Consider the following 14,372-nt stretch of genomic DNA (forward strand, 5'->3'; position numbering starts at 1 on the left):
TCGTTTTGCCTATTCCTGCGCCTCGCGCAGGCAGCTCAGCAGCGCCTCGCCGTAGCGCGCCAGCTTCAGCTCGCCCAGGCCGTAGATGCGCTGCAAGCCGGCCGGGCTATCCGGGCGTTTTTCCACCAGATCGCGCAGCGTGCGGTCGGAGAACACCGCGTAGGCCGGCACATTGTGCTCGTCGGCCACCTGGCGGCGCCAGCGCCGCAGCGCCTGCCACAGCCGCTCTTCGCGCTCGGTGCGCAGCCAGCGGTCGGCGCCGCCGCTGCCGCGCGACTTCTTCTCGTCGGCCAGCGGGCGCAGATAGATGCTCTGCTCACCCTTCAGCAACGGCCGGCAAGCGTCGGTCAGCACCAGCGACTGGCCGCGGGCGATATCCACCTGCACCAGTTGGCGCGCCACCAGCTGGCGGACGATGGAGCGCCACCAGCGCTGGTTCATGTCCTTGCCGATGCCGTAGGTGCTGAGCTGGTCGTGGCGGTGATGGCCGATGCTGGGGTTCTGCCGTCCCAGCAGCACATCGATGACGTGGCCGGTGGGAAAACGTTGCCCCACTCTATAGATGCAGGACAATAGCTTGCGCACCGGCTCGGTGGCGTCGTAGGTGATGGGCGGATGCAGACAGTTGTCGCAATGGCCGCATGGTTTGCTCGCCTCGCCGAAATGGGCGAGGATGTGCTGGCGGCGGCAGCCGGCGGTTTCGCAGAAGGCCAGCATCGCGTCCAGCTTGCTCAATTCCACTTGTTTCTGCAGCTCGGCCATCTCGCCGCCTTCTATCATCTGCCGCAGCTGCACCACGTCGTTGAGGCCGTAGCACAGCCAGCTGGCCGACGGCAGGCCGTCGCGGCCGGCGCGGCCGGATTCCTGATAGAAGTTTTCCGGGCTCTTGGGCATGTCGATGTGGGCGACGAAGCGCACGTCCGGCTTGTCGATGCCCATGCCGAAGGCGACAGTGGCCACCATCACGATGCCGTCCTCGCGCAGGAACAGCCGCTGGTTGGCCTCGCGCTCGGCATGGCTCATGCCTGCATGATAGGCCAGCGCCTCGATGCCGTTCTCCCTCAGCCACTGCGCGGTGTCTTCCACCCGCTTGCGCGACAGGCAGTAAACGATGCCGGTGGCGCCCTGGTGCTCCTGGCGGATGAAATCCAGCAGCTGCTTCTTGGCGTTGTGCTTTTCCACCACCTGGTAGAACAAGTTGGGCCGGTCGAAGCTGGACAGGAACACCCTGGCCTCGGACAACTTCAGGTAATGAATAATGTCGAGCCGGGTCTGCTCGTCGGCGGTGGCGGTCAGCGCGATGCGCGGCACATGGGGAAACTGCTCGGCCAGCATGCCCAGCTGCTGGTATTCCGGCCGGAAATCGTGGCCCCAGTGGCTGACGCAGTGCGCCTCGTCGATCGCGAACAAGGCGATCTTCAGACTGGCGATGAACTCCTGGAAACGCGGCGTCAACAGCCGCTCCGGCGCCACATAGAGCAAGTCCAGCGTGCCCGCGCGCGCCTGGCGCGAGATATCGCGCGCCTCGTCCTGAGAAGTCGCCGAATTTAGGCAGGCCGCCGCGACGCCCAGTTCCTGCAGCGTGGCCACCTGGTCCTGCATCAGCGCGATCAGCGGCGACACCACGATGGCGACGCCGTCGCGCAGCAAAGCCGGGATCTGGTAGCACAGGCTCTTGCCGCCGCCGGTGGGCATCAGCACCAGCGCGTGGCCGCCGTGGGCCACTTGCTCGACGATCTCCTGCTGCTGCCCGCGGAATTCCGGGTAGCCGAAAATATGATTGAGGATGGAGACTGCGTCGTGCATGAGCGGGACGGGATGGCGCGGGAGAAAACGCCATTGTACGGCAAGGAGGCCCCCGGGACGAGCCGGGCAAAAAAATGGCCGCCAGGTGATGGCGGCCTCAAGTTGGATGGAGACAATGTGAAACGAAGAGGAAAAATGCTCTCGCACTACGAAAGACCGGCCTCGCCGCGATAAAGTTCCGGACTTTCTGCAAAAATCTGCCACGGCGCCGCAAACGGTTTTCCCGCGCTCCCGGCTATGCGACACTGGCGCCATCTTCTGGAGACATTCATGCGCACCCTGTTCACCACCCTGGCCGCCGCGATTTTGCTGGCCGGCTGCGCCGCCGCGCCGCAACGGACCACCCCGACCCAAACCGTCAAGCCTTCCGCTCCCGCGCCGGCCCAGGCCAGCGCCGACTGGCAGAATCTGGGCGTCTCGCCCAACGGCAATATCCTGAACGAGCTGGACCTGCTGTCGATCAAGCGCCAGGGCGCGGTGACGACCTTCCGCGACCGCAAGACCATCTTCAATCTGAAGAAGGAAAACTTCCTGACCACCCCGCGGCACAAGACCTCGCTCAACACCTGGCAGATCGATTGCGCGCAGCACACCTTCCGCTTGCTGGACATGACCTTGTTCGACGAAAACGGCCGCCAGATCGCCAGCTTCTCCTATAATGACGGTCAGATAAAATCCATGCCGGTGGTGCAGAATTCCGCCAGTTATCAACAAATGCTGCTGGTTTGCAAAGGACAGCCCGGTTTCTGAAAACCACCGGGCGCCCAAGCCCGCAGCGCCCCGTCATCTCGCCTGCCGCACCGCCCAACTACAGGAGTCTCCATGACCATCCGACGCGTGGTATTCAATCAGAAAGGCGGGGTGGGCAAATCCACCATCGCCGTCAATCTGGCGGCGGTGGCGGCCAGCCGAGGCCGGCGCGTGCTATTGATCGACCTGGACCCGCAAGGCAACGCCAGCCATTACCTGCTCGGCGCCGCCGGCGGCGAAGCCGGCCCCAGCCTGGCCGACCTGTTCCAGCAGATGCTGAACATCTCGCTGTTCGCCAAGGAGCCGCATGAGTTCGTCCGCGGTTCCGGCATCGACGGCCTGTCGCTATTGGCCTCGCACCCCGAGCTGTCCGAGCTGATGGCCAAGCTGGAATCGCGCTACAAGATGTTCAAGCTGAAAGAGGCGCTGGACCAGCTGGCGCCGCAATACGACGAGATCTGGATAGACACCCCGCCTGCGCTCAATTTCTATACCCGCTCGGCGCTGATCGCGGCCGACCGCTGCCTGATCCCCTTCGATTGCGATGCGTTCTCGCGCCAGGCCCTCTATAACCTGAAAGAAAGCGCCGACGAGATTCGCGCCGACCACAATCCCGATCTGTTCATCGAGGGCATCGTGGTCAACCAGTTCCAGCCGCGCGCCAGCCTGCCGGTGCGGCTGGTGGACGAATTGAAGGCGGAGGGCCTGCCCGTGCTGGCTTCCCCGCTGTCGGCTTCGGTCAAGATCCGCGAATCGCACCAGGCCGCGCGGCCTATGATCTATCTGGATCCGCGCCACAAGCTGTCCCGTGAATTCGAGGCGTTGTACCAAGAGTTGAGCGATCGCTGACGAGGGAGCCCATGCCGAGGTTGAACCGCCTCACCTCGCTGCTGCTGTGCGGCCTGCTGGGCTTAGGCCTGTTGCTGGGCGAATACTGGCTGCTGCTGGAGCATGACCGGGAAGAGCGCCAGCAGCAGCTGCAGCACTGGGGCGCGCTGGGCACCGGCATCGTGATCTTGCAGATACAGAACGCGCTGGAGCATTCCCGCATGCTGGCGCAACAGCTGGCCAGCGCCGACGCCCCCCACAGCCTGACCGATCTGGCGCGCCGCGTCGTCCGCGACGACAGCGTGTTCGCCGGCATCGGCACCGTGGAGCTGGTGGAGCAGAACCGCCGCGCCGCGTTTGAAAACCGCATCGCCACCAGCATCCGCTTCCTGCAGAACCAGCATCTGCAGGCCAGTCCGATTCAACTGCAATACTACCCGGTGGCCAGCTACCTGCCCGACGACGCCAACGCGCTGCCGCAGGGCCTGGATCTCAGCCACCGGGGCAACTCCAAATGGGTGCTGGACCTGGCCCGCCGCAGCGACCAGCCCATGCTGTTGTCCGGCCAGCCGCTGGATACCGGCATGCCGCGCCTGGACGTCGTCACCCGCCTGGGCAACGACCATACGCTGCTGCTGCTGCACCTGCGCCAGGACAAACTGATACAACCGATCAACAACGAGCTGATCAGCGGCAACCCCCTGCACCATGTGCGGCTGCTGGCCTGGGGCAAAAACCAGCCTGACACGCCCTTGCTGGACTCGGTGCCGGGCCGTCCGCTGCCGACCGATCCGCCGATATTCTCCCGCCTCAGCCCGATAGGCGGCACCGATCTGCAGCTGGGCGCCTACGCGCTGCAACCGGTGCGTCCCCAGCTCGGCCCGGTCGCCTGGATCATCCTGGCGGCGTCCGCGCTGGTGCTGGCCCTGCTCCTGCTGGCGCAGCAACGACAGCTGCGCGGCGGCTTGTTGCTGGAAAGGCTCGCGGCAAGCCTGCGCCTGCAGTTGCAGGAGCTCGACCGCACGCTGCGCGAACAGATCAACGACCGCGAGCAATCGCAGCAGGCCCTGGCGCAAAGCGAGGCGCGCCAACGCGCGATATTGCAGGCCAGTTCGGACGCCATCATCCTGATCCACCGCGACGGCCACATCATCCAGGCCAATCCGGCCGCCGCCAAATTGGTGGAGCAGAGCGCCCAGTCGCTGGAAAACCTGCCCGTCGGCGTGCTGTTCCCGGAACTGTACACGCCTGAGCCCAGCCCCCCGTTCGAGCAGACCGCCCAGCGCCACGAAGGCCGGCCGTTCGAGGCCAGCCTGCTGCGCAGCGACGCCCAGCGCCTGCCGGTGGAACTGTCCTTGAGCCGGGTGGTGATGCCGGACGACTGGTTCTACGTCACCGTGTGCCGCGACATCTCGCGCCGCAAGGAGCAGGAAGAGGCGCTGATCCGGCTGAAAAACAGCCTGGCCGAGCAAGTCGAGGTACAGAGCCGGCAACTGGCGGCCCTGCTCGACGCCAGCCCGCTGGCGATGGCCTATATCGTCGATCGCCACCTACGCCAGGTGAACCACGCCTTCCTCGAACTGTTCCAGCAGCAGGGCATGGACGTGATAGGCCAGCCCACCAGGCCTTATTTCGAGAATCCAGAGCAATGGGAGCGCACCGGCAAGGCGCTGTACAGCCTGCTCAACGACGGCAAGGTGGTGCAAACCGAAGTGAGGCTGCGCACCGGCAAGGGCCAGCTGTTCTGGTGCCGGCTGCACGGCCGCGCGGTCAACCCCTCGGTGCCCAAGCTGGGCACCATCTGGGTGTACCAGGACATTTCCGCCCAGCGCGCGGTGGAGGAAACGCTGCGCCACGCCAAGATCCTGGCCGAGGAAACCAGCCGCGCCAAGACCGAGTTCCTGGCCAATATGTCGCATGAGCTTCGCACTCCGCTGCACGCCATCCTAGGCTTCACAGAGATGGGCCAGCTGCGCGCGCAGGGGCTGGGCGACGCCAAGGCGGAGCAGTACTTCGCCCGCATCAATACCAGCGGCAGCCGGCTGCTGACTCTGCTCAACGATCTGCTGGACATGGCCAAGATGGAAGTGGGGCGGATGGAATACTCGATCGGCCGCGGCAATCTGACGCAATGCCTGCGCGAAGCGTGCGATGAAATGACGCCGCTGGCCGGCCGCAACCAAATCCAGCTGAAGCTGAGCTGCGAGCCGGAGATGCTGGCGGCCGACATCGACCCCTTCCGCCTGGGGCAGGTGATACGGAACCTGCTGTCCAACGCGATCAAGTTCAGCCCGGCCGGCTCGGAAATCCAAGTGCGGGCATGCCTGACCGAGCGGGACGGATCCGACTGGATCATGACCAGCGTCGAAGACGGCGGCCCCGGCATCCCGGAGAAGGAGCTGGAAACCATCTTCGACAAATTCATCCAGAGCAGCACCACCAAGACCGGCGCCGGCGGCACCGGCCTGGGCCTGGCCATCAGCCGCGAAATCATGCATGCCCATCACGGCTGGATCACCGCCGGCAACCTGCCCCAGGGCGGCGCCATCTTCACTTTCGCGATTCCCTGCCATTTTCAGCTAAAGGAGGACGACTCCGATGTCTCATAAACTCCTGCTCGTCGACGACGAGCCCTTCAACCTGGAGCTGATGACGGAGCTGCTTCAGGACGCCGGCTATGAAACCCGGCAGGCGGAAAACGGGGAAATCGCCTGGGACATCCTGTCCAGCGAAGGCGAGCAGTACTCCACCGTGCTGCTGGACAAGATGATGCCGGGCATGAGCGGCTTCGACGTGCTGAAGAAAATCAAGGCGGAGCCCCGGCTGGAATTCCTGCCGGTGATCATGCAGACTGCGATGGGCGCCGCCTCCAGCGTGCAGGAGGGCCTGGCCGCGGGCGCCTTCTACTACCTGACCAAGCCGTTCTCGCGCGACATGCTGCTGGCCATCGTCGGCGCCGCGGTCGGCCACTGGGACCGCTATGCCCATTTCCGGGAACTGGCCAATCTCCACGTCGACGCGCTCAAGCACCTGAACGCCGCCACCTTCCGCTGCCGCAGCCACCGCGAGGCCCAGGCGATCACCGCGCTGCTGGCCAAAACCTGCCCGCATCCGGAACGGGTGGCCACCGGCCTGTTCGAGCTGCTGGTCAACGCCATCGAGCACGGCAACCTGGAAATCAGCTACGAACAGAAAAGCCAGCTGATCGCCGCCGGCACCTGGGAACAGGAGCTGGAAAGCCGGTTGTCCGCGCCGACTTACCGCGACCGTGAGATCACGGTGGCGTTCTCGCAGCAGGGCAAGCAGCTGCAATTCGTCATCGAGGACATGGGGCCGGGCTTCGACTGGGAGTACTACCAGAACGCCGAGCCGTCCTCGCTGATGAACAGCCACGGCCGCGGCATCCTGATCGCCCGCAAGCTCTCGTTCGACGATCTGCGCTACCAGGGCAAGGGCAACCGCGTGGTGGCGCTGGTCAATCAAGGGGAGTGACCGCCTCATCGCCGCAGGGGCCGGCATCGCGCCAGTAGCGAGGCGCTTCGCGGCGCAGGCAGCGCCAGGCCAGCGCGTCCCCCATCTCCAGCGTCAGCGCGCCGTCCAGATCGGTGCGCAAGACAGCCGCCCCCGCGCGCCGGAAGCGCTCCAATACCAGCGGGTGCGGATGGCGATAGCGGTTCAAGTGCCCGGCGCTGACCACCGCCAGCCTGGGGCTCGCCGCCGCCAGCCAAGCCTCGCTGCTGGCGGTGCGGCTGCCGTGATGGCCGGCGACCAGCACGCTGCTGGCCAGGCGCAGGCCAGGCTGGGCCGCCAGCGCCTCCTCCATCCGCGCCGGCGCGTCGCCGCTCAGCAGCAACGCCTGCCGTCGCGTGGCCACCCTCAATACGCAGCTTCGGGCATTATCCTCGTCGGCCCGCCATCCCGGCGGCGGACCCAGCATGTCGAAACGGACGCCGTCCCATTCCCAGCCCTGCCCTTGCGCGCATCCCGCCGCGCCCGGCGCGGTTTCCGGCTGCCCCGCCAACACCCGCCCCACCGGCAGCGCGGCCCTCACGCCCGCCGCCGCGCCGTCGTGGTCGCTGTCGTGATGCGACAGCAACAACGCGTCCAGCCGATCAACGCCCAGGCCGCGCAGCTGCGGCAGCACCACGCGTCCGGCCTCGCCCGCGCCGGTATCGAACAGCAGCGCATGGTCGGCCGTCTGCACCAGCACCGACAAGCCCTGCCCCACGTCCAGCACCGTGGCGCGGGCGACGCCCCATTCCGGCCCCGGCGGCCGATAGACCAGCAAGGGCAGCAACAGCAATCCGCCCAGCCCCTTGCCGGGCACGCCGCGCGGCGCGATCAGCCACACGCTGCCGATGCCTGCCAGCGCCAGCAACGCCCATGGTGCGCCGGCCACGTGCCAGGCCGGCCCATGCGCCAATACGCCGACCATCCAGTAGAATCCGCGCGCCAGCCCGCCCGCCAGCGGCAACAAGCCATCCCAGGGCAGGGCGACGGCCAGTAGCGACAGGGGAGTCAACAAGACGGAGACATAAGGGATGGCCAAGGCATTGGCCAGCGGCGACAGCAGCGGGAAACCGCCGAACAGCGCCGCCAGCGGCGCCAGGCTGGCGATGCCGGCCGCCCACTGCCCCGACGCCGCGGCCCGCCAGCCGACGGGAGGCCGCCGCCGCGCCAGCGAGCTGAACATCAACGCCGCCACCAGGCTGAAAGACAGCCACAGGCCGGGCGTCAGCGCCGCGAACGGGTCCAGCAGCAATACCAGCGCCAGAGCCAGCCACCAGGCCTGAAAAGGCGACAGCTGACGCCGCCACAGCAGGCAGGCGCTGCCCGTCGCCAGCATGAACAGCGTGCGCTGGGTCGGCACGGTGAAGCCCGCCAACAGCGAATACAACGCTGCCGCCGACAGCGCCAGCATCGCCGTCGCCACCCGGGGAGCCCGCAGCCCGGGCACCCTGCGCACCAAGCGGGCGCCCATCCAGGCCACCAGCGCCGCCAGCATCGTGATGTGCAAGCCGGACACCGAAACGATATGGGTCAGCCCGGTGGCGGCGAATAACTGCCAATCCTCTCTCGCGATCCGCTGCTGCGCGCCCACGGTCAAGGCCGCCACCAGCGCCGATTCCCGCCCGGGACCCAGCGCGCGCTCGATGCGCGCCACCTGGGCGCCCCGCCAGCGGTCCACCCAGGCCATCAGATCGTTCCGGTCCGGCAGCCGCTGGCGTGGCTTGCCCGCCGATCCGCTGGCGAGCAGCCCCTCGGACCAGAGCCAGCGCTCGGCGTCGAAGCCGAAGGCATTGGCGCTGCCTCTCCGCGGCTTGAAACGCGCGCTCAACTGCCAACGGCTGCCCGGCGGCCAGTCGCGCCGCTGGTAGTCGTGCAGTTGCACCCGCTCCGGCAGCGCGACGCCTGGCGTCAGCGCCTTCTCCACCTCCAGCGTCAGCCGGATGCCGTACTCGCCTGGGTCAGGCAAGCCCCGGACGGTGGCGACCAGCTCGACCGGCTTCTGCCACCACGCCGGCGGCAGCGATTGCTCCAGCCGCCACTGCGCGCGCAGGGCGGCGTAACCCAGGCCCAGCAGCAAGGCCAGCGCGCAGACCGCCCCCTGCCGCAGCCATGGCCGCCCGCGGCATCCGGCAACCGCGGCGGCGGCCATCCCTGCCGCCAAGCCAATCCACCATGTGCCGGGCAGCGCCGGCAGGAAAGCGCAAGCGACGACGCCGGCCACCCAGGCCACCCACTGCGACATGTTTCCTCCGACTCTGCGGCCCGCCGGCCATGGCCAGCGTCCCGCCGCCTGCCCGACATATGGTTCCTAGGTAAAACTACCTGGCAAAACAACGGGCAATGTCGATTGAATTTAAAACCCCATGGACTAAACCTATGTCAACGGATGGGTTTTTTCCCCTGCCGGCACCCCGCCGACGGGATCATCTGACGAAGGAGCGAACGTGGAAGCTTATATCGGCAGCATTATCCCCTTTGCCTTTGACTATCCCCCGGTCGACTGGGCGCAATGCCAGGGCCAGACGCTGCAAGTCTCGCAAAACCAGGCGCTGTTCGCCGTCATCGGCAATCATTACGGCGGCAACGGCAGCACCAACTTCCAACTGCCCAATTTGTGTGGCCGGATGCCGATCAGCATCGGGCCGGCCCAACCCACTTACAACCTGCCGTCCTACGCGATCGGCAATTTCGGCGGCCAGCAAACCGTCGCCCTGCTCACCTCCAACATGCCGCTCCATGCCCACGGCACCTCGGCGGTCAATGTCAGCTTTCAGGCATCGACGATTCCAAACCCGACCACGCCGGCCAGCGCGCCCAGCACCAGCAATCCCTATCTGGGCGCTTCCGGCGGCGGCACCGGCCTAGCCACCATCTGGAGCCAGCAATTGGAAAGCCCGGTCACCGTCAAGGGCCTGGGCCTGACCGGCAACACCGACGTGGCCGGCGGCACCACCCCGGTCAGCGTGCTCAACCCCTTCCTGGCGCTGAACTTCTGCATCGCGGTTCAGGGCCTGTTCCCGACGCGACAATAAACACAAGCCTGCCGGCGGAGCGGATAGCGTCCGCCGGCATTGCCATGCAAGGGGGAAGCCATGCTGGACACGCTGAGCAGCGAGGATTTCACGCCGCTTCTGGGGCAATGCTGCCGCTTTCGCGCGGCGCCGTGGCCGGAGGTGGAACTGCAGGTGCAATCGATACGGCAAAAGCCGCTGTCCCAGGTGCCGGGACGGGAGGGGAGCGAACGCACGCCGTTCGTGGTGGAGCTGGTGGCCACCGCGACCACCGAACTGGTCGACGCCGTCGGCCAGTTGCAACTGCCGGCGGCCGGGGTGCTGCCGGCGCGCACGCTGGACAATGTGTGGATCAGCCGCACCGGCGCGATGGGCCGCGACCGGCGCTACTGTTATTTCCAGTTGCCGTTCAACTAGCGCCTCTCCGCCAGCCGGAACCGGCTGGCGGCCTCAGACCACGCCGGCCATCATGGCCCGGCCATCCGGATGCCACACCAGCTTGTCGGCCATCGCGCCGGCCTCTTCCAGCACGAAACCCAGCGACTGGTAGACCCGGCGCGCTTCGCCGTTGTTATGCCAGACCACGGCGGCCAGCGGCGCGCCCACCTGCTTCGCCGCCTGCTGCAGCCCTTGCAGCACAGCCTTGCCGTAACCTTGGCCGCGCGCCTCCGGCAGCATGGCCAGGAAAATGATGCGCACTTCGTTGGTCCCGAAATCGACCATCACCGCGCCGACCGCGCTGCCGGTCTTTTCCACGATGAAATGCATGGCGTTCGGGTAGTTTTGCCCCGTTCCCTGTTGCAACACCTGCAATTGCTGGCGCTGCACCGTGTCGATCAACTCGGCGTCGCCGCTTATCCACTGCAAGTCGGGACGCGCGCTGCGGTAAATGCGGTCGATGCAAGGCGCGTCGGCCTGACGCGCCGGACGCAGCGACAAGGACGGGCATAACGAGGAAAAATGAAGTTCGGCAGACACACATGTCTCCTTGCCAGTTCATGGAAATAGGAACCCCGCGCGCGCCTCCCCGGCCGGGCCGCTACAGCCCCGCCTCGCGCTCCAGCACAGCCGCCAGCCTGCGCCAACCCAGCGACAGCAGGCTGTAGCGCTCGCCGCTGAGACGCGCCCAGCCGGGCATTTCCCGCAACGGCGGGTCTCGCCGGCCGCAGTCCTCCAGCCGGACCCTGAAAATCGCGCGCAAGGGCACCAGATCATGGTCTCTCAACTCGACCGGAATCGGTCCGCCATACACGGAAGCCAGCAACGGCTGCTCCAGCGCCGCCTGGTTCAAGCGGTCTATCGGCCCCAGCCGGCAGGCAATGGCCCAGGTCTCGCCGCTGTCCGGCACGAACCGGGCGGCATCGCCGCGCCGCAGGCCCGCCAGGCCATCCTCGTCGACATAAGCCTCGCCCCTCACGCCATCGGCGCCGACCACCTGCAACAGACGCTCGCCCTGGGCCACCACGGTGCCGGGCCTCAACGCCTCGCTCACATCGGCCACCCGGCCGGCGAAGGGCGCGATCAGCGCCAGCCGGTCCCGCTGGCTCTGCAAGCCCGCCACTTGTTGTCGCGCCGCCTGCCACTGCTGCTGCAAGGCAGTGCCCTTGCTCTGCAGCTCGCTGTTGAAAGACTGCTGCGCGACCTGCCAGGCCAGATCCGCCTCAAGCACCTTGGCCAAGGCCAGGCGCTGGTCGAGTTGCGGCGAAGCCAGCTGCGCCAGCGCCTGTCCCGCTCTCACTCTTTGCCCTTCGCGCGCGCTCACGCCGGCGACCACGGCGGCCTCCGCCGCGTACAGCCCCTGGGACTGCGCCGCGCCCATCACCGCCGGACTGGACAGTTCGTTCTGCCACGGCAGGATCAAAAACAGCAGCAGCAGGGCCAACAAGGCGGCGCTGCGCCGGGTTTCCATCCTCCAGCGCAAATCGGCGCGGCGGCGCCACCATGCCAAAACCTCACCGACGATGGGCCTGGCAATGAACCATCCCAGCTCCACGAACAGCAGCAGCAGGCCCAGCGTTTTGAAAAACATGTGGTAGACCAACAGCGCGATCGAAGTGAACAACACCAGGCGGTACAGCCAGGTCGCCCAGGCGAACAGGATCAGCCCGCGCTGGCGGGCCGGCGGAAAGCGCTCGGGCACCGGATCGTCCAAGCCCAGCAGCCAGCGCCGCAGCTGCCAGCGCGCCAGCGCGAAGGAACGAGCGTGCAGATTGGGCACGCCCAGCCAATCGGATAACAGGAAATAGCCGTCGAAGCGCATGAAGGGGCTGGAATTGATGGCCAGGGTCGCCAGCCAGGTGGTAGTGGCCAACAGGAAGACGCCGGCGCGCAGCGGCCCCTCCGGCAGCGCGCACCAGGCCAGCGTGGCCCAGACGGCCAGCGTCAGCTCGGTCAGCATGCCGGCGGCGCCGATCAACAGCCGCTGGCGGCGCGAAGGCAGTTTCCAGGCGTCGTTGGTGTCGGTGTACAACACCGGCACCATTACCAGGAAGGCCACGCCCATCGCCGGCACCCGGCAGCCGAAATGGCGGGCGGTCAGCGCGTGGCCCAGCTCGTGCGACATCTTGGCCAGGCTCAGCGATGCCGCGATGCCCAGCGCCGCGCTCCAGCCGCCGTAGCCGGAAAACGTATGGGTGAATTCGTCCCAGCGGCGCGAAACCAAGGCCAGACCCAGCAGCGCGACGCCGGCCATCGCCCACCAGAACGCGGGCCGGAACAGCCATCCGCACCAGGGCAGCAGGCGGTTGAGCCAGGCCTCCGGCCGGAGCAGGGGGATGCGGAAAAACAGGTAGTTCTTCAACAGCCACATCGCGTGGCTCGGCCGCCCGGCTTGGCGCACCCGCCACAGCCAGTCGCTGTCCGCCGCCTGCAGCAGCTGATGCTGCGACAGGAACTGCTGCAGTTCGGCCAGATCGTCCTCGCCCAGGCGCAGCGTGGTTTCGGTATTGACCGCCTCCAGCACCGCCGCTCCGCTGCCCAGCGCCCACCGCGACAGCATTTCGAAGCTCGCCCAGCCCAGCTGGTAGTAGCGGTTGGCCGCCGGATCGTGCAGCATCCAGCTGGGCGATCCGTCCGCCAGATCCGGGCCGGCATGCAGCGTCAGCTCCTGGCGCAACGGCGGCAGCACGCGGGCGGCCACGCTACCAGCCCAGCCATTGCCGCGCGGCGGTCAGCGGCCGGCGCAGCGCGTAATACGCGAGAGGCACCCAGTCGCCATAAACCCGGGCGGTGCCCATCTGCCCCAGCAGCGGCAGCCGCTGGCCAGCGGCAAACCGCGCCTGCAGCCGGTAGGCCAGCAGATTGCCCTCGCCGGCCTCGGCCTTGTAGGCCACCCGCAGCAGCGTGGCCTCGTACGACTGGAACGGCGTGGCGTTCGGGTACAGCGTCACCTTGCCGCCCGGCTCCAGGTCGATCGCCTCCGCCGCCGGCAGCCAGGCGGCCAACTCCACCTTGGCCGGATCGGCCAGCGTCATCACTTTCTCGCCCAAGGCCACCGCCTTGCCCTGCCAGTCGTTCCGGTCGGAAAACACCACCACGCCGTCGGCCGGCGCGGTGACGTGCAAGCGTTTCAACTCCCGGCCGGCGAAATCGGCGCTGATGTCCTTCTCCTCCAGCTTGGCCCTGTCCTGCGCCAGGGCCAGCTTGCCCTTGTCGTCGGTCAGCGCCAGCTGGGCGCTGGCGCGGAAGCTTTCCTCCGCCGCGCTGGCTTCCTCCTTCGCCAGCGCCAGCTGGCTGGACAGCACCGTGGCGTCCAGGTCGAACAAGGCCGCGCCGCGTCGGACCGGCTGGTTGGGCAAGACCGCCACCTTGTCTATCACCCCGGACACCGGCGCGCGCAGCAGGATGGGATCGCTGGGCACCACCTCGGCGCGGGCCAGCACGCTGAGCCGCACCGGGAAACAGACGACAAGCAGCGCGGCGATCAGCAGACGCTTGCGGCGGCGGCCCTCGCGCAGCCACGCCTTCGCCAGCGCCGTCCAGTCGCGCCGCGGCGCATGCTGGCGCAGGGCGTGGCCATAGCCGTGCGCCAGTTCCTCGGCCAGCTGCACCTCGTAGTCGCTCCATGGCAGATCGCGGGCCAGCAGCAGCGCGCCGAGCCCGTCCAGCCTCAGCCACAAGCCGTGCTCCGGCAGCCAGTGCGCCCACTCGTCGGCCAGCGCCTCGGGCAGCCCGGCTGCGTCGCAACACACGCTGAGCCGGTCGGCATCCTCTTTCGCCAGATGGCGGAACAAGGCGGACAGCCATTGCAGATAAGGCGCGGTGGGGTCCGGCTCGGCCAGCCCGGACAAGACGGCGACATGGGCGCGCAAGCCCTCGCGCCAGAACGCAGCCTGACGGTAGGGCAGCAGATGCTGGGTCTCGTTGACCATGACGAAACCCAGGCGTTCCGCGCCATCGGCCTCGCGGGCGCGATGCAACAGCTGCAGCAACGTGGCCAGTTCCCGGCTGCGGTCGGCGTGGCCCATG

At 67.4% G+C, this 14,372-nt stretch carries 11 protein-coding genes; 6 read left to right on the plus strand and 5 right to left on the minus strand.

Translation table 11 applies throughout. The annotated features are described in order from the left end of the window. Positions 1-9: 9 nt before the first annotated feature. Entirely contained in the window at positions 10-1,806 is a 1,797-nt protein-coding gene (gene recQ / locus BKX93_RS13010) for a DNA helicase RecQ (protein ID WP_070980129.1), read from the minus strand. Between the two features lie 270 nt (positions 1,807-2,076). Between recQ and BKX93_RS13015 the strand changes: the two genes are divergently transcribed. From BKX93_RS13015 to BKX93_RS13030, 4 genes are all read left to right on the plus strand, one after another. Continuing rightward, the gene (locus tag BKX93_RS13015) at positions 2,077-2,556 is read left to right on the plus strand and encodes a surface-adhesin E family protein (protein ID WP_070980131.1); all 480 of its coding nucleotides are present in this window, start codon (positions 2,077-2,079) and stop codon (positions 2,554-2,556) included. 72 nt (positions 2,557-2,628) lie between these two features. Further along, positions 2,629-3,405, plus strand: a complete 777-nt coding sequence (locus tag BKX93_RS13020) for a ParA family protein (protein WP_082107347.1) — start codon at positions 2,629-2,631, stop codon at positions 3,403-3,405. Positions 3,406-3,416: 11 nt separating this feature from the next. Next, positions 3,417-5,993, plus strand: coding sequence for a sensor histidine kinase (locus tag BKX93_RS13025; protein WP_046168726.1), 2,577 nt, complete (start codon positions 3,417-3,419; stop codon positions 5,991-5,993). Beyond that, the gene (locus BKX93_RS13030) at positions 5,983-6,876 is read left to right on the plus strand and encodes an ATP-binding response regulator (RefSeq protein WP_046158781.1); all 894 of its coding nucleotides are present in this window, start codon (positions 5,983-5,985) and stop codon (positions 6,874-6,876) included. The genes BKX93_RS13025 and BKX93_RS13030 overlap by 11 nt, the downstream gene beginning before the upstream one ends. Here the strand turns inward: BKX93_RS13030 and BKX93_RS13035 are convergent. After that, positions 6,860-9,136 (minus strand): DNA internalization-related competence protein ComEC/Rec2, encoded by a 2,277-nt coding sequence (locus tag BKX93_RS13035; RefSeq protein WP_070980133.1) that lies wholly within the window; start codon positions 9,134-9,136, stop codon positions 6,860-6,862. The genes BKX93_RS13030 and BKX93_RS13035 overlap by 17 nt on opposite strands. Positions 9,137-9,338: 202 nt before the next feature. Between BKX93_RS13035 and BKX93_RS13040 the strand changes: the two genes are divergently transcribed. Both BKX93_RS13040 and BKX93_RS13045 read left to right on the plus strand, forming a co-directional pair. Continuing rightward, on the plus strand, positions 9,339-9,926 hold the full coding sequence (locus tag BKX93_RS13040; protein WP_046158779.1) for a phage tail protein: 588 nt from the start codon (positions 9,339-9,341) through the stop codon (positions 9,924-9,926). 60 nt (positions 9,927-9,986) lie between these two features. Beyond that, a complete protein-coding gene (locus tag BKX93_RS13045; RefSeq protein ID WP_046158778.1) occupies positions 9,987-10,322 on the plus strand; it encodes a hypothetical protein in 336 nt (111 codons plus the stop codon). A 33-nt stretch (positions 10,323-10,355) separates the two neighbouring features. Here the strand turns inward: BKX93_RS13045 and BKX93_RS13050 are convergent, their stop codons facing one another. From BKX93_RS13050 to BKX93_RS13060, 3 genes are all read right to left on the minus strand, one after another. Beyond that, on the minus strand, positions 10,356-10,883 hold the full coding sequence (locus BKX93_RS13050; protein ID WP_070980134.1) for a GNAT family N-acetyltransferase: 528 nt from the start codon (positions 10,881-10,883) through the stop codon (positions 10,356-10,358). Between the two features lie 61 nt (positions 10,884-10,944). After that, positions 10,945-13,044: a site-2 protease family protein gene (locus BKX93_RS13055; protein ID WP_235429345.1), complete on the minus strand. Its 2,100-nt coding sequence runs from the start codon at positions 13,042-13,044 to the stop codon at positions 10,945-10,947. 1 nt (position 13,045) lies between these two features. Next, positions 13,046-14,371: an efflux RND transporter periplasmic adaptor subunit gene (locus BKX93_RS13060; RefSeq protein ID WP_046158776.1), complete on the minus strand. Its 1,326-nt coding sequence runs from the start codon at positions 14,369-14,371 to the stop codon at positions 13,046-13,048. Position 14,372: the final 1 nt, after the last annotated feature.

This window comes from Chromobacterium vaccinii, from assembly GCF_001855275.1.
Classification (GTDB): domain Bacteria; phylum Pseudomonadota; class Gammaproteobacteria; order Burkholderiales; family Chromobacteriaceae; genus Chromobacterium; species Chromobacterium vaccinii.

Bases quoted from the DNA above. Each gene is read 5' to 3' on its own strand.
- recQ (WP_070980129.1), bottom strand. From the start codon at position 1,806: ATGCACGACGCAGTCTCCATCCTCAATCATATTTTCGGCTACCCGGAA.
- BKX93_RS13015 (WP_070980131.1), top strand. From the start codon at position 2,077: ATGCGCACCCTGTTCACCACCCTGGCCGCCGCGATTTTGCTGGCCGGC.
- BKX93_RS13020 (WP_082107347.1), top strand. From the start codon at position 2,629: ATGACCATCCGACGCGTGGTATTCAATCAGAAAGGCGGGGTGGGCAAA.
- BKX93_RS13025 (WP_046168726.1), top strand. From the start codon at position 3,417: ATGCCGAGGTTGAACCGCCTCACCTCGCTGCTGCTGTGCGGCCTGCTG.
- BKX93_RS13030 (WP_046158781.1), top strand. From the start codon at position 5,983: ATGTCTCATAAACTCCTGCTCGTCGACGACGAGCCCTTCAACCTGGAG.
- BKX93_RS13035 (WP_070980133.1), bottom strand. From the start codon at position 9,136: ATGTCGCAGTGGGTGGCCTGGGTGGCCGGCGTCGTCGCTTGCGCTTTC.
- BKX93_RS13045 (WP_046158778.1), top strand. From the start codon at position 9,987: ATGCTGGACACGCTGAGCAGCGAGGATTTCACGCCGCTTCTGGGGCAA.
- BKX93_RS13060 (WP_046158776.1), bottom strand. From the start codon at position 14,371: ATGGGCCACGCCGACCGCAGCCGGGAACTGGCCACGTTGCTGCAGCTG.